Genomic DNA, 24,217 nt, shown 5'->3' with positions numbered 1-24,217 from the left:
GTCAGCATTCGCTATTAAATTAAGCCCTGAGACCGTACATGAAAAATTGACAAGCTCACAGCATTAGGAAAGGGGCAAAGAGCCCTGCGCTTATCACGTAAGCGCCAAGTAGTTCGGACTGGGGCCTGTTGATCTTTGCTGCACATCAACGTTCAACAGGCCCTAGTAACAATCTATTAAAAGATTTTGCGCTACAATGGTGATAGAATCGCCGAAAAAATCTCCTACCTACTTGGTGTTCTGCTTTAACGCGGTGTACGCCATGGTGGGTTGTTGTGTTTAACATCTTAGCTTCTGAGAGAACATGTTCGATTTAATTACCAGTAAAGACAGCAACGTTAAAAACGACGTGCTATCAGGTATTACCGTGGCGCTTGCCTTGGTCCCTGAAGCCGTTGCATTCGCATTTGTGGCCGGCGTAGAACCGATGATTGGTCTTTATGCGGCTTTCATGATGGGCTTAATCACTTCCGCTATTGGTGGCCGACCAGGAATGATTTCTGGTGCTACCGGCGCCATGGCCGTTGTAATGGTGGCACTGGTTGCCCAACACGGCGTGCAGTATTTATTTGCCGCGGTTATTTTGGCTGGTTTACTGCAAATAATGTGCGGTATTTTCAAGCTCGGAAAGTTTATACGTCTGGTCCCATATCCGGTAATGCTAGGCTTCGTAAATGGTTTGGCAATTGTTATTTTCTTGGCGCAATTAGGCCAGTTCAAAGTGACCAACGCAGCCGGTGAATTACAGTGGATGGAAGGTACGCTGTTATATTGGATGTTAGGGCTTGTGGCGCTAACCATGGCCATTATCTATTTATTGCCAAAGCTAACCAAAGCTGTACCGGCGTCGCTTGTAGCGATTGTTACGGTAACCTTGTTAGTACACGGTCTTGACCTTGAAGCGCGCACTGTAATCGACTTTGTTCGCGATTTGCTACCAGCTGACCAGCGCGACACCGCGACGCTAGCGGGTGAACTTCCTAGCTTTGCTATTCCTATGGTGCCGTTCACCTGGGAAACCTTCATGATCATTTTGCCTACCTCAGTCATTCTTTGCTTGGTTGGTCTAATTGAGTCGCTTCTTACTCTTTCATTAATTGACGAAATGACAGATACCCGCGGGCGCGGCAACAAAGAGTGCGTTGGCCAAGGCGTTGCAAATACCGTAAACGGTTTCTTTGGCGGTATGGGCGGTTGCGCCATGATTGGTCAAAGTATGATTAATATTAACTCTGGTGGCCGTGGCCGCTTGTCTGGTATCACCGCGGCGGTTGTATTATTAGGCTTTATTCTATTTGCTGCTCCGCTAATTGAAATGATTCCTCTCGCTGCCCTTGTTGGCGTTATGTTCGTGGTGGTTATCGCTACATTTGAGTGGGCGTCATTCAGAATTATTCGCGGCGTAAACAAAGAAGATGCGTTCGTACTTTTCCTAGTAACAGGCGTTACCGTTATCGCTGATCTGGCTATTGCGGTTGTGGTGGGTGTTATCGTTTCAGCACTGGTGTTTGCATGGAAACACGCTCGTCATATTGAAGCGAGATCCCATATCGATAACGACGGTTGGAAAGTCTATGAGCTAGACGGCCCGCTGTTCTTTGGCTCGGTATCGCATTTCAAAGACCTGTTTGATATCGCCAACGACCCTAATGATGTAGTTATTGACTTTAAAGACTCTCGCATTTGGGATTCATCAGGTATCGATGCGCTAGATACCCTTGCTGACAAATACGAAGAGCAAGGTAAAAAGCTACACATTCGCCATATCAGTGATGAGTGTCGCTCACTGCTTCGCAAGGCCGATAAGTTTGTTGAAATTAATGTGGTTGAAGATCCTCGCTATCGCGTAGCGACGGATAAGCTGGCCTAAGTTATTTGAAAGCCTTAATGCACCAAGTAAACACAGTTTTGCGTTTGTTTGGTGCAGTTGTGAAGTCTGAATAATGCTTATTTTGTAGTAAATCAAATAAAAACAATTGTTTACGGTTTTGGCACTGAACTTGGATAGCTATAAACGTAAAGTGTGTTTTGGTGATTTGTGTCAATCGCTGAAAATTGTGTGATTTATAACACTCCGTAAAATGTGTTAGCCGACCTAAACCGTTGGCAAAATAGGCAACGAAGCCCGCATCAACGAAAGTTGAAGCGGGCTTTTTTTTGTCCCGAAAAAAGGGGAATATCATGACTTCATTGGACTCAAAAACGCAAATTGTCGTCGTAGGCAACGGCATGGTGGGGCATCATTTTGTTGAGCAGCTTCACCAAAGCGATGCCAATGTAGAAATAACCGTTTTATGCGGCGAGTCACGCCTTGCGTACGACCGCGTTTATCTGTCGTCTTTTTTTAGCGGCGCGAGTGCTGATGACTTAGCGCTAACTACACCCGCTCAGTACGCCGAGTGGGGCGTAAACGTAGTTACCAATGCCTTGGTTACCGATATAGACCGTGACAATAATAAAGTGACGACTTCTGAAGGGCAGGTGTTTAGCTACGATAAGCTTGTGTTAGCTACGGGCTCATACCCATTTGTGCCACCCATCCCTGGCAACGATCAAGAGCATTGCTTGGTGTACCGTACTATAGACGATCTACTCGCTATTGAAGCTTCAGCAGCAGTGAGCAAAGTAGGGGTTGTTGTTGGTGGTGGGCTGTTGGGTTTAGAAGCCGCTAACGCATTAAAGCAAGCCGGTCTCGACACCCACGTGGTTGAGTTTGCCCCGCAGCTTATGGCGGTTCAGCTAGACCAAGCAGGTGGTAACGTTCTTAAGGACAAAATAGAAGCATTGGGCGTTACGGTTCACACCCAAAAGGCAACGCAAACTATTGAGGCCGGTGATACCTGCCGCTATAAAATGGTGTTTGCTGACGGCACTGCACTAGAAACTGACATGATTTTATTCTCTGCCGGTATTCGACCTTCCGACCAGCTCGGCAGAAAGTCAGCGCTAACACTGGGTGAGCGCGGCGGTATTGTCATTGATAATCACTGCGTGACGTCTGACCCAAACATTTACGCTGTGGGTGAATGTGCGCTGTGGGATAACAAAATATTTGGCCTGGTAGCACCTGGCTATACCATGGCGCGCACGGCTGTAAGTCATATAACCGGCGGCGATGCCGAGTTCGCTGGCGCAGATATGAGTACCAAACTCAAGCTAATGGGTGTGGAAGTGGGCTCAATTGGCGATGCTCATGAACGCACAGTCGGTGCGCTTAGCTACACCTATTTAAATCAGCCAGAAGGCGTGTACAAAAAGCTGGTGGTAGATAGCGAGCAAAAGTACGTGCTTGGTGCTGTACTCGTTGGCGATACCAGCGACTACGACACGCTCTTACAGTATGCACTTAATAATATTGAATTACCTGAACACCCAGAAAGCCTAATTCTGCCCTCATCCGATGCCGCACCGGCGTTAGGTGCCGATGCACTACCAGACACCGCGTCTATTTGTTCATGCCTAAATGTGACAAAGGGCGATATTGTTTCAGCCATTGAAGGCGGCTGTTGTAGCGTTGGCGATGTAAAAGGCGAAACCAAAGCTAGCACAGGGTGTGGAGGTTGTGCTGCCTTACTTAAAAATGTTGTGGATAGCGAACTTGAAAAGCGCGGTGTGGAAGTATCAAAAGCCATTTGTGAGCACTTCAACCATACCCGACAAGAACTATTTCACATTGTTAAGGTAAACGGCATTCGCACCTTTGACGAGCTACTAGAGCAGCATGGTGAAGGTCTAGGGTGTGAAATTTGTAAGCCCGCTGTCGGCTCAATTTTAGCCTCGGTGTATAACGACTACATTCTTAAGGCTTCACATCTTCCTCTGCAAGACACCAACGATATCTACCTTGGCAACATGCAAAAAGATGGCACGTATTCCGTTGTACCGCGTGTACCTGGTGGCGAAATAACGCCTGAGAAGTTGATTCTGCTCGGCGAAGTGGCAAAAGAATACAACTTGTACACCAAAATCACGGGTGGTCAGCGCATTGATTTATTTGGAGCGCGCGTAGAGCACTTACCTGATATCTGGGAAAAACTGGTCGCTGGTGGTTTTGAAACCGGCCATGCTTACGCGAAGGCACTGCGTACCGTGAAATCGTGTGTGGGAAGCACATGGTGCCGCTACGGTGTTCAGGATTCTGTTGGCACTGCCATTGACTTAGAGAATCGTTACAAAGGCTTACGTGCGCCGCACAAAATTAAATTTGCCGTCTCGGGGTGTACCCGTGAGTGCGCAGAGGCCCAAAGCAAAGACATTGGCGTTATTGCTACCGAGCAAGGCTGGAACCTGTATGTTTGCGGGAATGGCGGCATGAAGCCTCGACATGCAGACCTGTTTGCCACCGACCTAGATACCGAAACCCTAATTAAGTACATCGACCGCGTGCTGATGTTTTACGTGAAAACGGCTGATCGCCTACAGCGCACATCGGTGTGGATGGACAACTTAGAAGGTGGGTTAGCTTACTTGCAAGACGTTGTGATAAACGATGCTCTTGGCATTAATAGTGAGCTTGAAGCACAGATGGATGCTGTGGTTGATGCTTATCAGTGCGAATGGAAAACCACCATTGAAAACCCTGAGTCGCGCAAGCGTTTCCGTCAATTCGTAAACAGCAATGCTAGCGACACCAATATTCAGTTTGTTTCAGAGCGAGGCCAGGTTCGCCCAGCTACTGAAGCTGAAAAAGTAGCAGGTAAAGATCAGTTCATTCCTGTCTCTATGGTATAGCCACTGGCTTATCAACCCTGTTAGGAGAATCAAATTATGTCAGCAGCGCAAAATGTAATGGCGTCAGAACCACAGCAAGTGCAATGGCACTATGTTTGTGAGACGAACGACTTAGTGACAAACAGTGGGGTTTGCGCCCTTGTCGACTCACAGCAAGTGGCAATTTTCAGTTTGAAGATAAACGGCGAAACCCAGGTTTTCGCCATTAGTAACTACGACCCTATTGGTAAAGCAAACGTACTCTATCGCGGGCTTCTAGGGTCGATAGGCGGTGCGCCTGTTGTTGCTTCGCCTCTATACAAAGAGCATTACTTTTTAGAAACCGGGCTGTGTAAAGAACACGACGATGTTTCCGTCACGGCTTACGCTGTGAAGGTAGAGGGCGAAAAGGTTTTTGTGGGCGTTTAAGCAAACTGTCTTTTTTATACGCCCACATGAATAAAGCCTTTTAGCAAAATGCATTCAAAAGCTGTGAAACCGAAAAAGGTAATGAAATGAATATGCCTACACGACAACCCGACATGATGTCTGAACAATTAAGACAAACAACATGCCCATACTGCGGCGTAGGGTGTGGTGTAGATATCAGTTGCAACGTAAGCCCGCGTGCCATAACCCTGGACACTGTTAAAGGCACGCCAGAGCATCCCGCCAATTATGGAAGATTGTGTGTTAAAGGAACAAACCTGCTTGAAACAAACGACGTAAACGGACGTTTGCTTCACCCAACCATGGCAGGTCAATCGGTGGATTGGGACACGGTCACCGATGTGATTGCGGATAAGATCACCTCTACCATTGCGCAGTATGGCGCGGATGCCGTTGCTTTTTATGTATCAGGTCAGCTTCTCACCGAAGACTATTACATTGCCAATAAGCTTATGAAAGGTTACATCGGCAGCGCCAATATCGATACGAATTCACGCCTGTGTATGTCATCAGCCGTTGCCGCGTACAAGCGTGCGTTCGGTGAAGATGTGGTGCCTTGCGATTACACCGATTTGGAATGTACAGATTTACTGGTGATCACCGGAAGTAATGCGGCGTGGGCGCATCCAGTGCTTTTTCAACGCATTCAGCGAGCAAAGCTGAAAAATCCGAATATGAAGGTCATTGTTATTGACCCACGCAAAACCGAAACCTGTACCATTGCCGATTTACACCTTCCTGTAAAACCGGGTAGCGACGTAGCCCTATTTAACGGTTTACTCAGCTATGCAAACGCACAAGGTCGAATAGACAAATCCGCCGTTGATACCTATGCCGAGGGGCTTGATGAAACGCTTAAAAGTGCAAATGCTTTAACGTTAGATGACGTTGCTGAAGTATGCGACCTGGACGTTAACAGTATTAAGGCCTTTTTTGATGCCTTCTGCAAAGCCTCTAGCGCAATTACTTTTTATTCTATGGGCGTAAACCAGTCTTCTGCTGGTGTGGATAAAGCCCAAGCCATTATCAACTGTCATTTAGCAATGGATTTAATTGCTAAAGACGGTTGTGGCCCGTTTTCAATTACTGGCCAGCCCAATGCCATGGGAGGGCGTGAAGTCGGTGGGTTAGCCAATATGCTAGCTGCACATATGGACCTTGAAAACCCTGAGCATATCAGCGCTGTTAAAACTTATTGGAATGCCCCTGTTATGCCCAAAGGGCAGGGGCTTAAAGCTGTTGATTTGTTTAATGCAATTGAGAGTGGAAAGGTAAAATTCGTTTGGATAATGGGGACTAACCCTGTTGTCAGTATGCCAAATCGCGGTCAAGTTGAACGCGCACTTTCTAAATGTGACATGGTGGTGGTGTCTGATATCGTTGAGTCTAACGATACGCTTAACTACGCGCACATTGCCCTTCCTGCCACGGGGTGGTCGGAGAAAGACGGCACGGTGACAAACTCAGAGCGCCGTATTTCACGTCAGCGCGGTATATTGCCTCCACCAGGTAGTGCAAAACACGACTGGCAAATACTGTGTGAAGTGGCGGGTAAAATGGGCTTTGGCGAGGCATTTAATTTTACCCATCCGTCACAAATATTCTGCGAATACGCTGGGCTAACCGGCTATCAAAATAACGGTAAGCGACAATTAGACCTGTCACCTTTACAAGCGTTAAGTGAAGCTCAATACAACGGGCTATCGCCTTTGCAGTGGCCCTTTCAAGCAGTTACAAAAGCTGAGAATACGGCCAGTTCTAATTCTCAACCTAGCCTTACCGGTAAACGTCCTTTTGAAGACAAGCAGTTTTCAACACCCAACGCCAAGGCTAGGCTTATTCCCGTAACTTACAGAGCGCCACTGCAGGTAACATCAGACGCTTATCCTTTTGTTGTAAACAGCGGCCGAGCGCGAGATCAGTGGCATACCATGACGCGCACGGGTAAAGCGGCAAAGTTACTGGCTCATATGCCAAGTGCTTGCGTGCATATCAACCCTAAAGACGCTGCTGAATTGGGCGTTGAAGACGGAAGCCTCGTTTCTCTTTCAAGTGCAGTGTGTAAAGACGCCCCTGTTATTTATCCGGTTAAAGCGGATACGGATATGCGCAAAGGGGAAGTATTTATTCCCATTCACTGGTCGGCGCAATGGGGTTCTCACAGTAAACTAGGCGCACTTTATGCCAGCGCGGTAGACCCTATTTCAGGGCAACCAGAGTTAAAACACGCGGCGGTTGCTATCGCGCCTGCTCATTTCGTTACCTACGGCAAGCTCTTTGTTTCATCAGTAAACCAATCAACACTTAATTCAGAATTTAGCCCCAGTTATGAAGACGTACTAAAGCATGCGTGTGATTACTGGAATACGACACCGCTTGAAAGCACAGAGGCGACTTCACCTGTAAATAACTCGGATGCAGCATTATCAGTATTGAACGTTGCTTCAAACAAAGGTCGTCGAGATTTTACACAAGGGTTGATACCTCTGCTGCCGCAAAACGCGGTGCTATTGCAGTTTCATCATCATACATACTCAGTATGCCTTGCGCTTGTCGATGATACTCTTTGTTTCGCGGCGTTTTTGGGCGATGAGCCAGAAAAGGGTGAAAGGGCACCAGCAACTGCACATACAACAGCGCAAGCAGCGCCACATTCAAAAAGCACATGGTCAGTACCTAACGAATGGCTTGCCAGTCTTCTCAACACATCTATTTCTACAGACATACAGCGCAATTTAATACGTGGCCAAGTAGACGACGCATTTTTAAATGGTGATGTAGTTTGTAGCTGCTTTGAAGTGCGCGAAAAAACCATTACACATGCCATCGAAGAAGGCTGTAGTTCGGTGGCAGAGCTTGGTGAAGCATTAAAGTGTGGTACGAATTGTGGCTCGTGCAAGCCCGCCTTGTCTCAGCTGATAGACAAGCATTTAGTCATTGAAATTCAATCTGTTTAGGAGCGTTAAATCATGTCAATTGCATCTAGTTGGTCGTTACCGTTTTTGCGCACCTTATTTAAACCGCAGAAACCTTTGTTAAACCTCTTTTATCGCGATGCTATTTCTACCTCGGTCACGACCGTGACGACGCGCCAGCGCTCCGATAATCCAAAAGCTCCAGCTAAGCATTCATACTTTGGCAAGTGGTTGAAGTTAGCAAACAGGCAAACTGAAGGTCATAAACAAGGGCAGGTGTTCATCGTCGGTGCTGGCCCTGGTGATGCCGAGTTACTTACGTTAAAAGCGTTTCGTCTTCTGCAACAAGCCGATGTCGTGCTGTTAGATGCTTTAGTCAGCGAAGATATTCTCGCGCTAATTCCCTCTAAAGTGGTGAAAGAATATGTAGGGAAACGCTGCAAAAAGCATAGCTTTACCCAAGACGCTATATGCAAGCGAGTGGTTGAATTGGCAAGCAACGGTCACACTGTCGTACGGTTAAAAGGCGGTGACCCAGCCCTATTTGCAAGAACCTGCGAAGAAACCGATGCACTCACAAAAGCCAACATTCCTTTTGCTATTGTTCCTGGTATTACGGCAGCATCGGGTGTGTCAGCCTATACGGGGATCCCTTTAACCGACAGGCGTTGTGCTCAGTCGGTGAGTTTTATGACCGCACATTTTAAGGACGTGGATCAATGGCCAGAGATGGCACCCATGGCGCAAAATGTATTGAAGCAAACCATGGTGGTTTATATGGGGCTAAGCCGACTTGAAGGGCTATACAAAGGCTTGATTCATCACAACGTGCCAACCACATGGCCAGTAGCGGCAATTGAAAATGCCACTTCGCCTGAACAGCGCGTGATTACTGGCGTGCTTGCCGATATTCATAGCAAGGTAGAAGCAGCAAATTTAACGGGGCCTACGTTACTTATATTTGGAAAGGTGGTAGAGTCTCGTCAACAGGTAAATACTCTTCTATTACATTCATCCAAGCATGCAGCAACCATTTAGTGAATACATAAAAATTATTGGAAAAGGTCAAAAAGGGGGGCGTAGCCTTACCCGTGATGAGGCTTATCATGCCATGAAAATGGTATTGGCCAATGAAGTGACAGGCGATCAACGCGGCGCATTTCTTATGTTGCTGCGTACCCGTGAAGAAACACCAGAAGAAGTTATTGGCTTTGTCGATGCATGCAGAGAGCTGATAGAGCCAGAAGTTAAAAACCTCACCCCCACGTTAGATATTGGCTGCTACGCGGGAAAGCGTCGCCAGTTACCGTGGTACTTATTGGCCGTAGCGGTTCTAGCCAACAATGGTTACTCGGTTATGCTCCACGGTGCGCATGAACCGGGTTCGGGACGCCTTTATGCAAGTATAGCGTTACCCCAATTGGGCCTGTCTGAAGTTAGCAGTATTGAAGATGCCAAACAGCAGTTAACGGATAAAGGGGTGACTTACCTTGATTTGTCTTATTTGCTGCCTGCGCTCGACACAATTATTAAGCTTCGTGAGGTATTTGGCCTGCGTTCATGCGCTAACACCCTCGCAAGGTTGTTGAATCCCACCGCTGCACAATTTTGCGTACAGGGCGTTTTCCATATGCATCTTGACCACAAACACTGCCGCGTTAATGAAAATTATCCATCTATAGATGCGCTTTGTTTTCGTGGTGATGGCGGAGATCCTGAAGTTAATGGTGAACGGGAAACTGAGCTATTTATTACCAGAAATGGTGAGACCGAAGAAGTAATAATGCCGGTGGTTGCTGACAAATGGGCGCTTAAAGATAAAGGCATGAACGTTAACGACATGCTTGATGTGTGGGCGGGTAACGCGAGTAGCCTTTACGGTGAACAAGCCGTTTTGAGTACACTTGCCAGCTATTTAGTGCTGCTACAAAAGTGTGATTCCGCAGATGCCCTGTCCCAGGCAAGGCAGCTTTGGGCACAGCGCGATAAAAGCGCAACGCCATTTTAAGGTCACCTGCGTTTTCCGAGCGGGCAATTATCTATATTGCTTGATATAAAGCCCTTCTTTTTAAGGAAAAATAGCCAATCGTCGCATTGACTTAATCGTTGCTATACTTGTTAATAGTAATAACAAGTTTTCCTTAAGTGGTGTTATGCGAATCACGCAATGGCTCGTATTTTTAGCTAGCCTGTCGCTCATATTTCGAGCAGGTTATGCTGTATCTGAAAATCGAGAACAGGTCACAACCTCTAGCGTAACTTTCGTACTAACCGCAGATATGCCTAATATTAGCGACGCACGCACAGGGCGTTACGCTAATCTTCAAACCCTCGTAAAACAACAGCGGCAAATTAGTGAAACCGTCTTCTTCATTTTCGGCGGTGGCTCGATTGGGCCGAGCGCGCTATCCTCGTTTGACCGTGGCTCCCACATTATTGATATTCTCAATTCCCTTGAGCCAGATGTGATGGGGGTCACAAAGAGAGAATTTAGTTTCTATGAGGATGAATTATCTCTTCGTTCTTATGAAGCAGCCTTTCCATTGGTAGCCAGCAACGTAATAGATAACCGAGTGGGGCGTTCCCCTGATGGCCTGCACACTTCTGTGATTGTAGAAAAAGAAGAATTAACTCTTGGTGTTATATCAGTTTTACATGAGAGAGTGATAGAAGAGTACCAATTATCTGATATTACTATAACGCCTCCTCAAAAAGCCATCATGGAGGAGTCTAAAAGATTGCGACAGCAAGGCGCAGATATTATTTTGCTTCACTATTCCTACCCGTTCCCTTTTATTAATACCATGCTGAACAAACGCATTATTGATGTCGCTTTTATAACAGACAGTCGCTTGGACGAGAAAAATATGCTCGAAACTACGCGTCACCCTAATAGCATGGCGCTTACGCAGCAGGGCACCGCTGTCGTTGCTAGTTTCGTGAAAAGTGCTGGGTGGCAAGCAACGTCGTATACCGAACAGCCGTTAGAAGATATAGAGGCTGATGCTGAGTTAAACGAGCAACTCATTGAGTATGAAGCGCGCCTAAAGCGGTTGTTAAATATCCAAATTGGCGAATGGAAGATTGCCGTTTCGACCGCGCGCAAAGAAGTGAGAAGTGAAGAGAATCCTTTTGTAAACTTTGTCGCGGATACCATTAAACGCTATGCCAATACTGAAATTGCCTTGATAAACGGAGGCAGTATCCGAGGCAACAAACAATATACGGCAGGTACACCGATTACTCGGCAAGATATTGTCACCGAAATGCCGTTTCGCGCGCATGTAGTAGCTTTAGATATAACTGGCGCTCAGTTGATTCAAGCTCTGGAAGAGGGGCTTTCGCAATATCAAAATTTAAAAGGTGGTTTTCCTCATGTATCGGGTATGTCTTATAGTTTCGACCCTTCAGCGAAAGTTTTTCAACGAGTAAAAAATGTCACGATTAATGGAAAGCGAATAGATAAGTCGAAAACCTATTCACTGGCTACAAGTAACTTTCTGGCCAATGGCGGAGACGGTTTCTATGCGTTAAAGAATACCGAAAAGCGTCCGGCCTTGAGTACACGTCCCCCTCAAATATCAGACCTTGTGATGCAGGCCATCGTCAATCAATACGATATAAAGCCTAAAACTGATAACCGCATAATAAATATGGCAAAAGGCGGTTGATCAGATGCAGCATAAGAAAAAGACCTTGTATCTGTTTATCATTGCACAATGCAGTGTGATGGGATTTTTTCTTTTGATACTGGTTTTGTCGCTGCTGCGTTTAAATGACGTGCGAAAAGTGCTTGACGATATCACCTCGTCTTCTATCCCCACTCTTAGCCAAGCTACTGAAATTACGCGTGAAGTTCAGCACTTAATTTCACTTACTGCGCGATTGACATCGTCTGAGAGCCAATCGTCTCGGCGTATCGTCAAAACCCAGTTGGATGAAACGATAGAGCGCTTGGATTCCTCCAATTTGAAGCTTGAGCAAGGAGACAAGTACTTAGCGACGCAGCTGAATGTACTTACATTAGAAATAGAAGAACTAAACGCATTAGTGCGTCAGCGGATTGATGTCGAAAAAGAAGTGCGGGTGGAAAGGGAAGTACTATTTACTTACTTGAACAATATTTTTGAAGACAATAAATCGCAGTATGTGGGTATTTAATCCTCTCAAACGCTGGTTCCTCTGATATTACAAATTGCCCAAATAAATCAGCAGTTCCAACTGCATGAGTTACGCAAGTTAGAGGACAGTATTGAAAAAAGCATCGCTTCCTTGCGTGAGGCGACATCGCTAGACAAGCGCAGCAGCGAACTGGTAAGTGCGCTAGAGGAGGGGGTATTAGGTAAATGGGGCATGATTGATAAACAAGCTAATGTCATGCGTATTCGTGGACGTTCAAGAGGGCGAGGCAGTTTTGTTGAGCACTTGGCTGAAGAAGTCGCGTCAAATATTGAGTTTAGGGCATCTTCAATCACAAAAGACACCTCATTTTACGCATTGTCTGCCAACCAGGCTGTGTCCAAACAAATAACCCTGTCATTGGCACTTTCATTAATTGTGATGATTATTTGTTGCGCCATCATCTTCTATATCTACAAACGTATTATTCTGCGTTTAATTGCTTTAACCAACTTGGTTGAAAAAAATAGTGAAGAAGTAGCAAGCTTCGAAGGCAGTGACGAGATATCTCGCCTGGCTAAAACCTTCGCACTGTATTTTGAGAGAGTGAAGAGCCAAGAAACCGAATTGATTCGTTTGTCACTTAGCGATCCGCTGACTAACATCCCAAACCGACGGGCATTTGAAATGGAAATGGAAAAGGTAATAGCAATGTCAAAACGGTATGAATGGCCGTTGACGGTGATTATCTTGGATGTCGATAGTTTCAAACTTTACAATGACAATTATGGTCACCCTAAAGGGGATGAATGCCTGAAAGCCGTCGCTATTGGGCTTAATGAAGTGATTACCCGTAATACTGATTTTTGTGCTCGATACGGTGGTGAGGAGTTCGTAGCGATTCTGCCTAATATCGATGAGAAAGGCGCGAAGGTGAAAGCTGAAGAGATTCGAGATGCGATAGAATCATTAGGGATAGAGCACAGCAAGAGCACAGTTTCACCCGTAATTACCGCAAGTTTGGGCGTTGCAACGGTCAATTTCGTTAATCACCACAACTGGACGTTAACTTCGATCCTTAATACCGCTGACAGAGCTTTGTACGACGCCAAAACGGGCGGCCGGAATCGCTGCGTGTTTTCATCGCTGCCATGAGTATTTTTGTATAGCAAAAAGTAGCGCGTTTATGTCAATGCCCAAACTGGGCTATCTTTAATCTTTATTGAACAAAAAAATTTAGTTTTATTTGTGTGAAACATCAATAAACTTCACTTCCTCTGCTATCTTTAATCAAAACCAATAAATACTAGCTTATCGTTTCAGACAACTAACCGTATTTCAGTGTGATACGCCAGTGCCTATTTTGTCAGGGTGGCTTCGTTATGAGCTAAGTCGGCTGATAAATAATGCGTGAAACGAAGTTCATTAGGAGCGCGGGATGTTTTTCAAAAATAAAGAGTTGATAGCCGAAAACCAACGTTTGGAAAAGGAAATGGCGGCACATGAAACGGTTAAGGAAGAGCTTCGTGAAGAAATGTTGTACATTGAGTTGAATGCAGACGGACGTATAAGTGCAATTAATGATCTATATACTCAAGCAACAGGATTTAAGATTTCAGAGCTAGAAGGGAAGTCTCTTGAAAGCCTGATGGATCCGAAATCGCTCAAAAAATCGGACGTTCAAGATATGCTAGGCGCTATTAAAAATCATCGTCATTGGCATGGCGCAGTTAGATTCAACAATGCAAAAGGTCATGAGATTTGGGTAAGAGGAATCATACAGCCCATAGACGACGCCTATGGAAATGTGAAGTGTATTTCTTTCTATATGGCAGAGCAAACGCGCAATATTTCTTACAGTAATGAGCTTAGAGATATGATTGCCGCGCTTCATCGCTCTTCTGCTGTTATTGAGTTTAACCTTGATGGCACCATCATAAAAGCCAACGAAAACTTTTTGAAAGGTTTGGGGTACAAGCTGGAGCAACTAGTTGGGAAGCATCACAGGATCTTTTGCACAGAGCAAGAGGCGAACTCGGAAGAATATAAACATTTTTGGCGTGGGCTAGCGCAAGGACAGTTAGAATCTGGACGCTACAAACGCATTGATAGCCGAGGGAATGACGTGTGGCTAGAAGCGTCATATAACCCCATCAGAAACGAAGATGGTCAGCTTTATAAAGTAGTGAAATTCGCAACGGTAATTACAGAGCAAATGAAGCGGGAGTTCGCCATTTCTGAAGCCGCCAACGTTGCATTCAACATTTCGCAAGAAACTGGAGAGCAAGCACGTAAGGGTAACCAAGTGCTCGATTCTACGGTTAAGGCGATGAACGAATTAGCGAAACAGATGGGCAATGCGAGTGAAGGTATCAAGGACCTTGATGAGCAATCCCAAAAAGTTGCGGACTTGGTTAAAAGTATAAGCGGAATTGCCGACCAAACTAATTTATTGGCGCTTAACGCAGCTATTGAAGCTGCACGTGCAGGCGATCAAGGGCGTGGTTTTGCGGTAGTTGCCGATGAAGTCAGGCAGCTCGCGTCGCGAACCAGTAGCGCAACTGAAGAAATCGTAAACGTCGTCGTAGAAAACAGAAAGTTAACAGAAAATGCAGTTCAGTTAATTGAAGCGGGTCAGGAAAAAGCGCGCGAAGCCTTAGAGTATTCAACGCAGTCAGGCAAAGCAATGAGCGAAATCCAAAGCGGTGCCAATGAAGTGGTAAACGCTATCGGGCAATTTACTAAACGCCTTTAGAAAATTAGCGACACAATCAGACAGCTTTAGTCATTGGCCATATTTGTTCAACCTTGGTATCTGCTTTCGCGCACCAAGGTTGAACACCCCCCTGTTTTGGTGCACCAAAACGAATTCATTCTCACTTTTCTCTTACCTCAATAGTGTAAATGTTCATAAATTTTAATGGCTTACATTTCTGGCACGATGGGTGCTAATTAATCCGTGCAACAACAACGTTGCTGTACAAAGCAACGGGTGCAAACACAAATGCGATGGCAGAGTGGAATGCACAACACTTACCATAGGGTAAACAAATAGGATTCAGCGGAGAGCGGTAAGGAAGCATCATCATCTCCGGCATTTATGGCAAGTGCATAATAATAAAAAATAAAGATGGTTTTATAAGCTAAAGCTTTTAATAAACCTCCCTTAAAGATGAGGTGTGTGAGCGGGAATTCCTGACTTACCATTAACAACTTGATGCGTTTGTAAGAACTCCGATATTACAAACACGGCAACGAAGCCCACCATGCTCGACGGTTAAACGTCGTACGCTGGTGGGTTTTTTTTTGGCTACGAGGAACACGTATGACTGGGTTAAAGACAACATCACTGCTAAAACGCTTTCGAACGGCGAGTGCTGGAGTATGTGCAGCACTTGCCGTCTCTGTAGCAAGTTTTTCTGCGAGTGTGGCAGCACAAGCTCCAGCGGTAGGCTGGCCTGAGAAGGAAGAACTTAAGTTTGGTTTTATCAAGCTCACTGATATGGCACCGCTTGCTGTGGCGTACGAAAAAGGCTTTTTTGAAGATGAGGGCCTCTACGTTACATTGGAAGCGCAAGCTAACTGGAAAGTGCTGCTTGATCGCGTAATCGACGGCCAACTAGATGGCGCTCATATGCTGGCTGGCCAACCCCTTGGTGCAACCATTGGCTTCGGCACGGAATCGCATGTGGTAACAGCGTTCAGTATGGATCTCAATGGTAATGGAATTACCGTTTCTAATGAAATTTGGGACAAAATGAAGGCCCATATTCCACAGGAAAATGGCAAGCCAGTTCATCCTATTAAAGCTGATTATTTAAAGCCAGTGGTTGATGAATACCGCAACGCTGGAAAGCCGTTCAACATGGGAATGGTATTTCCAGTTTCTACACACAACTACGAGTTACGCTATTGGCTTGCGGCAGGTGGAATTCACCCTGGATATTATGCGCCGCATAAAGGCGATACCGCGGGTCAAATTGACGCTCAGGCACTGTTGTCAGTCACCCCCCCACCGCAAATGCCAGCGACGATGGAAGCCGGCACCATCTATGGCTACTGCGTAGGCGAGCCATGGAATCAACAGGCTGTGTTTAAAGGTATTGGTGTACCTGTGATCACCGACTACGAAATTTGGAAAAATAACCCTGAAAAAGTGTTCGGCGTAAGCCAAGGCTGGGCTGACAAATACCCAAATACGCACATTCGCGTGGTTAAAGCCCTAATTCGAGCGGCAATGTGGCTGGATGAAAACGACAATGCTAACCGCCCTGAAGCGGTAAAGATTCTTGCTAAAAGTAACTACGTAGGTGCAGATGAAAACGTACTGGCTAACAGCATGACAGGCACTTTCGAATACGAGAAAGGTGACAAGCGCGACGTGCCTGATTTTAATGTGTTCTTCCGCTACAACGCCACTTACCCATACTACAGTGATGCTATTTGGTACCTCACACAAATGCGCCGCTGGGGTCAAATTTCAGAGGCTAAGTCTGACGATTGGTATAAAGAGACAGCCAAAAAAGTTTATAAACCAGAAGTTTATGCTCAGGCTGCTAAAGCACTGATTGCCGAAGGTAAAGCTAAGGCGTCTGACTTTCCAGAGTTTGGGACGGAAACGGGCTACAAGCCGCCTCAGAGCGAATTCATTGATGGCGTGACGTTTGACGGAAGCAAGCCTAACGCTTACTTAGAGCAATTTAAGATTGGTCTGAAGGGTGACACTGTACTGTAAGTGTCTGATTTAATGGCCCTGCCTTCAGTTCTAACTAGGGCGGGGCATAAACAGCGCAAAAGCGCACATCAAGTGTCAGGAGCAAGCAATGAGCAAGATGACAACCATTCTTCGCCTTCCATCGTCGCCGTCAAACGCCAACTCTTTGTTGAGCCGTTTATATCAATCCACGCCTGCGTTGCTGCTGCCTGTTATTGGCTTGCTGATGTTTTTGGCCATTTGGAATGGTGTAGCAAAAAGTATCGACACGTCGCTGGGGCAGTTCCCAGGGCCTGCACAAGTTTTTGAGCAAGCCGGTGCGTTAATTGACGAACATATTGCACAGCGTGAAAAAGCGGACGCTTTCTATCAACGTCAAGAAGCAAGAAATGCAGCGCGTGTAGCGCAGGACCCTACTTATCAGCCAAAAATTAGAGAATTCACCGGTGCGCCAACCTTCTTTGATCAGATATGGACAAGCCTTTACACCGTCATGGTTGGATTCTTAATTGCATCAGTCGTGGCGGTTCCCGTGGGTATACTATGTGGTCTAAGTAAATCTGCTTACACCGCAATAAATCCACTTATCCAGTTATTTAAGCCAGTGTCTCCATTGGCATGGCTGCCGCTGGTGACTATGGTGGTAAGTGCCCTTTATGTCAGCGATGATCCGGCCTTTTCTAAATCATTTGTGACCTCTGCCTTTACGGTTTCGCTTTGTTGTTTATGGCCAACCCTTATTAACACCGCAGTAGGCGTATCAAATATTGATAAGGACCTAATCAACGTAAGTAAGGTATTGCGCCTTACGCCGTTTGCTCATCTCACCAAAATAGTACTTCCATCTTCTATCCCCATGATTTTTACAGGACTTAGATTGTCGCTTGGTATTGGCTGGATGGTACTGATTGCGGCAGAAATGCTTGCCCAAAACCCGGGCCTAGGAAAGTTTGTGTGGGATGAATTCCAAAACGGAAGTTCAGAGTCGCTAGCGAGAATCATGGTCGCAGTGCTCACCATTGGCGCTATTGGCTTTGTACTAGACCGCCTAATGTTATCGATTCAGCGCGCTGTAAGCTGGGACAAGTCGAGCGTACTACGCTAATTTTGAGGAGAATTTTATGCACACTAAACACTTAGAGTTAGAGCAGGTGGGTATCGACTTCCCCACACCGAAGGGGCCATTTACTGCGCTTCAAGATGTAAATCTTAAAATCAGCAAAGGTGAATTTGTGTCGTTAATTGGCCATTCGGGCTGCGGTAAATCAACGGTGCTGAATATCGTCGCAGGTTTGCACCAAGCTACTACCGGCGGCGTAATTTTAGATGGCGCAGAAGTGAAGCAGCCTGGACCTGAACGCGCAGTAGTCTTTCAAAACCATTCTTTATTACCTTGGCTTACGGTATACAAGAATGTTGAGCTGGCCGTAAAATCGACCATGCGAGGCAAGAGTAAAAACGAGATGCGTGACTGGATCATGCACAACCTAGAGCTTGTGCACATGACCCACGCCCTTGATAAATTACCCAGTGAAATATCAGGTGGTATGAAACAGCGAGTGGGCATTGCACGAGCGTTGGCAATGGAGCCAAAAGTGCTGCTAATGGATGAACCGTTCGGTGCGCTAGACGCCCTAACTCGCGCTCATCTTCAAGACTCACTAATGGAAATTCATGCTGATTTGGGTAACACGGTTATCATGATTACTCATGATGTGGATGAAGCGGTATTGCTATCAGACCGTATTGTTATGATGAATAACGGCCCGGCAGCCACCATTGGCGAAATTCTAGATATTGAGTTGCCGCGTCCGCGAGATAGATTAGCACTTGCAGATAACAAGCAGTACAACCACTACAGACATGAAGTCTTAACTTTCCTTTACGACAAACAAAAGAAGGTTGAAACCGTTTCGTCACGCGCCAACCAAGCGCCTACAACTAACAAACATTCACAACAGCTAGCAAAACCCAGCGGGGTGTCATCTGAAAAAAAAGACGCTAAGAAGTCAGATGCCGCCTAGCTTTATCGGCACCTGACTAGGGCGGAAGCCTTTTCCGCCAACTAACCAAAACCATCACTTTTAACCAGCATTCTACTGCTGGCTGGATAAGTTTTGACTTCTGGGCCTGTTGGCCTTTGTTGTACAAGTTTTGGTCTAAATGGAAGCCTTTTAATCGCGAAACAGTCCTGCAAGCCTAGTGGGCTAAGTTAAAGGACTGTGACAAAGAGTAAAAGGCTTCCATAACGACCCCTTCGGGCAGCGCCTGTGTGCCATCTATACTGCCGTGAATGTTTTCGATTTAGAACCACTAAACCGTCAAACATCCGCCTTGCCTAGATGGCACACAGACCGCTGCAAAAAATGTACAGCAAAAGCCAGCAGGCCCTCATCAATACCGATAGGGAATACACATGAACACGTTAAAAAACTTTGGCATTAAGATGCTAACAGCATCTGTTTTGACAGTATTGGGTGGAAGCGCAATGGCCGCTGACATTCACAGCGCATTAAGCGATTCAAAGGCATGGGCGGATCTGAATTTACGCTACGAAGCTGTTGATCAAGACAATGCGTTAGAAGACGCAAGTGCACTGACTTTGCGTACGCGTTTAGGGTTTAGTTCGGGTAGCGTTAATGGTTTCTCATTTACCGCTGAGGTTGAAGACAGTCGTATTGTACTTGGGCAAGATGAGTTTACTGTGGGGCCTACTGGCTTTAACGTAGGTGAGTATTCGGTCATTGCCGACCCTGAAACTACCGAAGTTGATCAAGCTTTTATTCAGTATAAGGCGGATAACTTTACCGCCAGAGTAGGGCGACAAGTAATTACGTTGGATGACCATCGATTTGTTGGCCACGTTGGCTGGCGACAAGACCGCCAGACCTTTGATGCCGTAAGCGCTAAATATGCGGCAACAGACAATTTAGAGCTGTTCTATAGCTATCTTTACAAACGCAACCGCATTTTTGCTGAGGCGGCAGATTTAGATTCTAAAGATCATATTCTTCATGCTACTTATACATCTAAAATTGGCAAGTTTGTGGCCTACGCTTACCTTTTAGAGGTGGACAACGACACGGATAACGCGTTGGACACGTATGGCGTGAGCTACGATGGAAAGATGAAAGGTGAGAGCGTGAGTTGGGCTTACGGTGGTGAGTTTGCCACGCAATCAAGCGAAGCTGGCGCGGGCGAAACGGCCACCGACTTTGACGCCTCTTATTTAAATGCGTATGTCGCAGCCACGTTTTCTGGCGTGACGGCTAAGGTCGATTACGAAATACTAGGTTCTGACGATGGGTTGTATGGGTTTGCAACGCCGCTAGCTACGCTGCACAAATTCAACGGTTGGACTGATCAGTTCTTGGGCACGCCAGCACAGGGCTTAAAAGATCTTAAGTTATCTCTATCAGGTGGGCTAGCCGGTGGTAAATGGCTTTTGGCTTACCACGATTTCAGCGCTGACGACAGCAGTAACGGTGCTGACGACTTAGGCAGCGAAATTAATGTACAGTATACGAAGAAGTTTGCAGGTAAGTACAATTTTGGCATTAAGTACGGTACTTACGATGCGGGAGATATAAAGGTGGATACCAATCGCTTCTGGATGTGGATTGGTACACGCTTCTAATTGCAATACATTATTACAACGTTATGTTGTAATTAATACTACAGGTCTGGCTGAGTCGTTACTGACTTAGCCAGCCTTTTTCAACGGCCACATCAAGCTGATGCATAACGTAGTCCCATAAAGCCGGTGCGCAAGATTTAAGGTGAGCATTACGCTTCTCAATTTTCTCCCTTGGAATACCGTGACGCTTCCAGCTTCCTCCGTTGTCTTTCATATTTTGAAATACGGGAAGTACGCGGTCCATTGATTTTGCAAATTCTGCATCGGCGGTTTCCGCTGCTTCAAACTCAAGCCATAAATCGAGCATTTCACTACTAAGTGGACTCGGCAATAAACCAAAAATGCGCTTAGCGGCAGCTACTTCTTTCTCGGCTTGTGCGTCGTGATCTGTTTGATGATTGAAAGCAAACATGTCGCCAGCATCAATTTCCACAATATCGTGAATAAGGATCATGCGAATAACGCGGGTCACATCTATGGGTTTAGCCGCATATTCGCTTAGCATATTTGCCATTAATGCAACATGCCAGCTGTGCTCTGCGGAGTTTTCCTGTCGATAGTTATCACAGGGTAGGGTGATCTGGCGCTTAACTGCTTTTAGCTGGTCAAGTTCACAGATAAAGTCAGCAAAGTCACTTACTGCATACATTGGGATGCTCCAAGGCGTAAAAATGGGCGCCTGAGCGCCCATTTAATTATTCAAGGTCTAACGAGTGTATTGGTTATTAACCAAATTATTTTTGCTCAGATAGCCACACGATTAGGTCAGCGATGTCGTCGAAGGTCATGTCAGCAGTGAATGTAGGCTGATATTTACCGTTGATAATAAAGCTTGGCACACCAGTTAGGTGCTCACGATACTCGTCAATTTGCTGTTGATTCTTGCGCACCATGCTATTTACGCCGAAGCTTTTAGCCATTTTGTCAAACTCTTCACCGTCTACACCGTTCACAACGAAGATATTGCGAAGGTCTTTCAAGCCAGTGATAGATGCACGTTGCTTGTGGATATAGTTAAAAATAGCGCCGTTCATCGCGTCTTCTTGCTTCATAGCGCGCGCAATAAGCATGGCTTTAGTTGCATCATCTTGAACTTCAGGTCCAGTAAAACGCATAAAGTTTACGTGCACCTTATTGAATTTCGTGCCGTCGCTTTTCTTTTCTTTAATTTGCGCAACGATAGGTTCGAACTGGAAGCAGTGAGGGCACCAAAATGAGAAGTACTCAGTAATAACAGGCTTATCTGTGGCTTCTTTATCAAGCACAGTATAGTGCGTACCTTCTTTCCATTTAGACGCTGGCTCCTGAGCGCATGCTGTTAGTGGCAAAAGCATTGCCATGACAAACATTACTGCAAACTTTTTCATGGAATATAATCCTATGTTCAAAAAACTATTATCGATACCGAGATTATCACAGGCTTGTTCGCTTAACTAGGACCTGTTCTACTTCAATGCCTTACTACGCGATAAGCTCACTAAAAAACGCGATTCAAGGTTTAGGTAAATGCAGTATTTTATATACGCATGATGAACAGAGTCTGAATCATCAGGCCCTAACAGAAACTCAAAGAAAAAGGGCTATAACCATGTATAGCCCTTTATTGTTTGTTGATTTTACGTTGAGTTTTGCCTTTAAGCAACGCTCAACAGAAGGTTCATTAACGTTACATCACTTACATGCTGTAGTTAACTGAAAGTAGAGCGCGACGCTCTTGGCCTGCATAACCTACAATGTCTTCATAATCAGTATCAAATACATTGTCGACCTTCAACGAGACCTGCCACTGCTTATCTATCTGATAGCCTAAATTAACGGTTGCAAGCGTATAGGCTGACAGCGCCAGAGTCTGAGACGGTTCAGGGAAAGGAGGGAAGAAGGTGTCGTAATGACTCCCTGTGTAAGCTAGCTTGGTGTAAAAGCTGAACTTCTCCGTTCCAAAGTCAGTGTTGTAGGTTAATGAGCCTTGGTGACGGGCACGACGCAGTTCAGTGGTTGTTATACCACTGTCGGTTTGTTCCGCATCTAGATAACTATACGCTGCGGTAAAATCACCATAGCCACTGTCCCAGTTAAGTTCTAGATCAATACCTTCTCGCGAGCTTTCACCGTCGATATTATCGGCACTATATGCACCCAAATCTGACACAAATACGAAGCCATTGATTTCGTCTTCAAGGTCGGTAGTGTATGCGCTGATTTGTGCAGACAGTGATTTCCAGTTTGCCTTAACGCCTATTTCCCATTCTTCACTGGTTTCAGGTTCTAAGTTTGGGTTGCCGATGAAGCTTGCTGGGAAGTAGCCAAAGCGCTCGGTGAAGGTGGGGGTTTTAACAGCTTTACCATAGCTGGTAAAAACAGCGTAGTAATCGTTAAGCTGCCATGTAAGGCCACCGCGATAACTTACGGCATTGTCGAACTCACTGTTGTTGTCGAATCGTGCGCTTAGTGTTGCGGTTAGCGACTCGGTTAGCTGGCCATTTGTCTCGGCAAATACGCTATAAGTATTGTCGTGCTGCTTCTGGTTCGGATCGCCAAATGCAATTGGGCCGCGCTGGGTAAAAAGGCGCTGTAGGTATTCAACACCGCCAGCAAAATCCCAGTTATCCATGGTATAGAAACCTGTCCAGTTTAACTCTATGCGCTCACCAGTGGTACCGCCAGTGTCTGCACCTGACTCAGTGTTATCGTTATCGTCTTTGCGATAATGCGCACTTAGCGCTGAGCGATAACCTGTATTTTCCGGAGCAAATTCCCATCTTAATTTCGCGCTAATTTGTGAACCATCCGTCACGTTATCTGAGTCAGCAGGAAGGCCTGTCGTCACAAAATCAGTGCCGTCGTAATCATTCTCGTACTGAACCGTGCGAAGGTTAGCTATTAACGTATGCTCCGACGTTACGGCATAATTAATATTAATGCCAGCGGTCATGTTGTCGTAGCCATCATCTTCGTTACCAACACGAGATACGTTGTCGCCGTCGGTACGTATGTAGCTGGCGTATGCAGAAATACCTACGTTATCGCTTTGCGAGCGCGCGTTCATGCTGCCCTGCAACGTACCTTGTGTGCCAACGCCAGCAGAGAAGTCTACGTGTGACGCATTATCGGCAAACTGGCCTGATTTCGTAGTAATGCTCAATACACCACCGATAGCGCCGCTGCCCCATCTTGCGCTCTGCGGGCCTCGAAGAAGTTCTATGCGCACCACGTTTGCGCTAGTTAAGTGAGCAAGATCAACTAGGCTTCCTTGGCCTACGTCGTTGGCAACAACGCCATCAATTAAAACAAGTAGATGGTTGGTTTCACCGCCGCGCACGCGCAGCTCCGTTAAGCCACCAGGACTGCCTGACTGAGACAAGCTAACGCCAGGTAGGCCGCGAATTAGATCGGTAAGTTGAAGTGCGCCCGAAGCTTTAATGTCGCTTTCAGTTAGCACCGATACTGAACCAGGAAGTTTGGTTAACGAAATAGGCAAACGCGTGCCTGTTACTGTTAAAGTTTCAATATCTTGGTCAGAAGTTTGAGCAAAGGCAGGTGTGCTTAAGCACGAAATAACTGCAGCGCTAAGGGCTGCTTTAGTAAAATGTGTACGCATGGTTTTTATGTTGTCTTTGATGCGCTCCACCCGAGCACATGATTAGGGAAAGTGCGCGTTTTTGCTTAATTATG

Annotated in this window: 17 protein-coding genes; 14 read left to right on the top strand and 3 right to left on the bottom strand. The window is 46.0% G+C overall.

Going from position 1 to position 24,217, the window contains the following annotated elements; translation table 11 throughout:
* Positions 1-304 precede the first annotated feature (304 nt).
* The 14 genes from AC0J2X_RS05190 (at position 305) to AC0J2X_RS05125 (ending at position 20,545) form a co-directional block, all read left to right on the top strand.
* On the top strand, positions 305-1,870 hold the full coding sequence (locus AC0J2X_RS05190) for a SulP family inorganic anion transporter (RefSeq protein ID WP_014978293.1): 1,566 nt from the start codon (positions 305-307) through the stop codon (positions 1,868-1,870).
* 311 nt (positions 1,871-2,181) lie between these two features.
* Positions 2,182-4,731: a nitrite reductase large subunit NirB gene (gene nirB, locus AC0J2X_RS05185; RefSeq protein ID WP_069943734.1), complete on the top strand. Its 2,550-nt coding sequence runs from the start codon at positions 2,182-2,184 to the stop codon at positions 4,729-4,731.
* A 36-nt stretch (positions 4,732-4,767) separates the two neighbouring features.
* Positions 4,768-5,139, top strand: a complete 372-nt coding sequence (nirD, locus tag AC0J2X_RS05180) for a nitrite reductase small subunit NirD (RefSeq protein ID WP_014975661.1) — start codon at positions 4,768-4,770, stop codon at positions 5,137-5,139.
* 86 nt (positions 5,140-5,225) lie between these two features.
* Positions 5,226-8,117, top strand: coding sequence for a nitrate reductase (locus tag AC0J2X_RS05175; RefSeq protein ID WP_472995832.1), 2,892 nt, complete (start codon positions 5,226-5,228; stop codon positions 8,115-8,117).
* Positions 8,118-8,129: 12 nt separating this feature from the next.
* Positions 8,130-9,113, top strand: coding sequence for a uroporphyrinogen-III C-methyltransferase (cobA, locus tag AC0J2X_RS05170; RefSeq protein ID WP_069943736.1), 984 nt, complete (start codon positions 8,130-8,132; stop codon positions 9,111-9,113).
* Entirely contained in the window at positions 9,097-10,083 is a 987-nt protein-coding gene (locus AC0J2X_RS05165) for a glycosyl transferase family protein (RefSeq protein ID WP_069943737.1), read from the top strand. The genes cobA and AC0J2X_RS05165 overlap by 17 nt, the downstream gene beginning before the upstream one ends.
* Before the next feature lie 145 nt (positions 10,084-10,228).
* Entirely contained in the window at positions 10,229-11,746 is a 1,518-nt protein-coding gene (locus AC0J2X_RS05160) for a bifunctional metallophosphatase/5'-nucleotidase (protein WP_069943738.1), read from the top strand.
* Between the two features lie 4 nt (positions 11,747-11,750).
* The gene (locus AC0J2X_RS05155; protein ID WP_472995831.1) at positions 11,751-12,236 is read left to right on the top strand and encodes a hypothetical protein; all 486 of its coding nucleotides are present in this window, start codon (positions 11,751-11,753) and stop codon (positions 12,234-12,236) included.
* Positions 12,237-12,347: 111 nt separating this feature from the next.
* Positions 12,348-13,349: a GGDEF domain-containing protein gene (locus AC0J2X_RS05150; protein WP_472995830.1), complete on the top strand. Its 1,002-nt coding sequence runs from the start codon at positions 12,348-12,350 to the stop codon at positions 13,347-13,349.
* Positions 13,350-13,632: 283 nt separating this feature from the next.
* Positions 13,633-14,949: a methyl-accepting chemotaxis protein gene (locus AC0J2X_RS05145; RefSeq protein WP_069943740.1), complete on the top strand. Its 1,317-nt coding sequence runs from the start codon at positions 13,633-13,635 to the stop codon at positions 14,947-14,949.
* Between the two features lie 570 nt (positions 14,950-15,519).
* Positions 15,520-16,929 carry a CmpA/NrtA family ABC transporter substrate-binding protein gene (locus tag AC0J2X_RS05140; protein ID WP_069943741.1) on the top strand — a complete coding sequence of 470 codons (1,410 nt, stop codon included), beginning with the start codon at positions 15,520-15,522 and terminating at the stop codon, positions 16,927-16,929.
* 88 nt (positions 16,930-17,017) lie between these two features.
* A complete protein-coding gene (locus AC0J2X_RS05135; RefSeq protein WP_014948244.1) occupies positions 17,018-18,013 on the top strand; it encodes an ABC transporter permease in 996 nt (331 codons plus the stop codon).
* A 16-nt stretch (positions 18,014-18,029) separates the two neighbouring features.
* Positions 18,030-18,932 (top strand): ABC transporter ATP-binding protein, encoded by a 903-nt coding sequence (locus AC0J2X_RS05130; RefSeq protein ID WP_014975666.1) that lies wholly within the window; start codon positions 18,030-18,032, stop codon positions 18,930-18,932.
* Between the two features lie 392 nt (positions 18,933-19,324).
* Positions 19,325-20,545 carry an alginate export family protein gene (locus AC0J2X_RS05125; protein ID WP_069943742.1) on the top strand — a complete coding sequence of 407 codons (1,221 nt, stop codon included), beginning with the start codon at positions 19,325-19,327 and terminating at the stop codon, positions 20,543-20,545.
* A gap of 58 nt (positions 20,546-20,603) precedes the next feature.
* Here AC0J2X_RS05125 and AC0J2X_RS05120 read toward each other — a convergent pair whose 3' ends face one another.
* The 3 genes from AC0J2X_RS05120 to AC0J2X_RS05110 form a co-directional block, all read right to left on the bottom strand.
* Complete coding sequence (locus AC0J2X_RS05120; protein ID WP_069943743.1) at positions 20,604-21,194, bottom strand: HD domain-containing protein; 591 nt, start codon at positions 21,192-21,194, stop codon at positions 20,604-20,606.
* Positions 21,195-21,279: 85 nt separating this feature from the next.
* Positions 21,280-21,912 (bottom strand): thiol:disulfide interchange protein DsbA/DsbL, encoded by a 633-nt coding sequence (locus AC0J2X_RS05115; protein ID WP_014948248.1) that lies wholly within the window; start codon positions 21,910-21,912, stop codon positions 21,280-21,282.
* 308 nt (positions 21,913-22,220) lie between these two features.
* Complete coding sequence (locus tag AC0J2X_RS05110) at positions 22,221-24,143, bottom strand: TonB-dependent receptor plug domain-containing protein (RefSeq protein WP_240491561.1); 1,923 nt, start codon at positions 24,141-24,143, stop codon at positions 22,221-22,223.
* Positions 24,144-24,217: the final 74 nt, after the last annotated feature.

The sequence above is a fragment of the Alteromonas sp. R7 genome (genome assembly GCF_055755235.1).
This window is presented reverse-complemented; position numbering and strand designations above follow the sequence as displayed.

Bases quoted from the DNA above. Each gene is read 5' to 3' on its own strand.
- AC0J2X_RS05190 (WP_014978293.1), top strand. From the start codon at position 305: ATGTTCGATTTAATTACCAGTAAAGACAGCAACGTTAAAAACGACGTG.
- nirB (WP_069943734.1), top strand. From the start codon at position 2,182: ATGACTTCATTGGACTCAAAAACGCAAATTGTCGTCGTAGGCAACGGC.
- nirD (WP_014975661.1), top strand. From the start codon at position 4,768: ATGTCAGCAGCGCAAAATGTAATGGCGTCAGAACCACAGCAAGTGCAA.
- AC0J2X_RS05175 (WP_472995832.1), top strand. From the start codon at position 5,226: ATGAATATGCCTACACGACAACCCGACATGATGTCTGAACAATTAAGA.
- cobA (WP_069943736.1), top strand. From the start codon at position 8,130: ATGTCAATTGCATCTAGTTGGTCGTTACCGTTTTTGCGCACCTTATTT.
- AC0J2X_RS05165 (WP_069943737.1), top strand. From the start codon at position 9,097: ATGCAGCAACCATTTAGTGAATACATAAAAATTATTGGAAAAGGTCAA.
- AC0J2X_RS05160 (WP_069943738.1), top strand. From the start codon at position 10,229: ATGCGAATCACGCAATGGCTCGTATTTTTAGCTAGCCTGTCGCTCATA.
- AC0J2X_RS05155 (WP_472995831.1), top strand. From the start codon at position 11,751: ATGCAGCATAAGAAAAAGACCTTGTATCTGTTTATCATTGCACAATGC.
- AC0J2X_RS05145 (WP_069943740.1), top strand. From the start codon at position 13,633: ATGTTTTTCAAAAATAAAGAGTTGATAGCCGAAAACCAACGTTTGGAA.
- AC0J2X_RS05140 (WP_069943741.1), top strand. From the start codon at position 15,520: ATGACTGGGTTAAAGACAACATCACTGCTAAAACGCTTTCGAACGGCG.
- AC0J2X_RS05135 (WP_014948244.1), top strand. From the start codon at position 17,018: ATGAGCAAGATGACAACCATTCTTCGCCTTCCATCGTCGCCGTCAAAC.
- AC0J2X_RS05130 (WP_014975666.1), top strand. From the start codon at position 18,030: ATGCACACTAAACACTTAGAGTTAGAGCAGGTGGGTATCGACTTCCCC.
- AC0J2X_RS05125 (WP_069943742.1), top strand. From the start codon at position 19,325: ATGAACACGTTAAAAAACTTTGGCATTAAGATGCTAACAGCATCTGTT.
- AC0J2X_RS05120 (WP_069943743.1), bottom strand. From the start codon at position 21,194: ATGTATGCAGTAAGTGACTTTGCTGACTTTATCTGTGAACTTGACCAG.
- AC0J2X_RS05115 (WP_014948248.1), bottom strand. From the start codon at position 21,912: ATGAAAAAGTTTGCAGTAATGTTTGTCATGGCAATGCTTTTGCCACTA.
- AC0J2X_RS05110 (WP_240491561.1), bottom strand. From the start codon at position 24,143: ATGCGTACACATTTTACTAAAGCAGCCCTTAGCGCTGCAGTTATTTCG.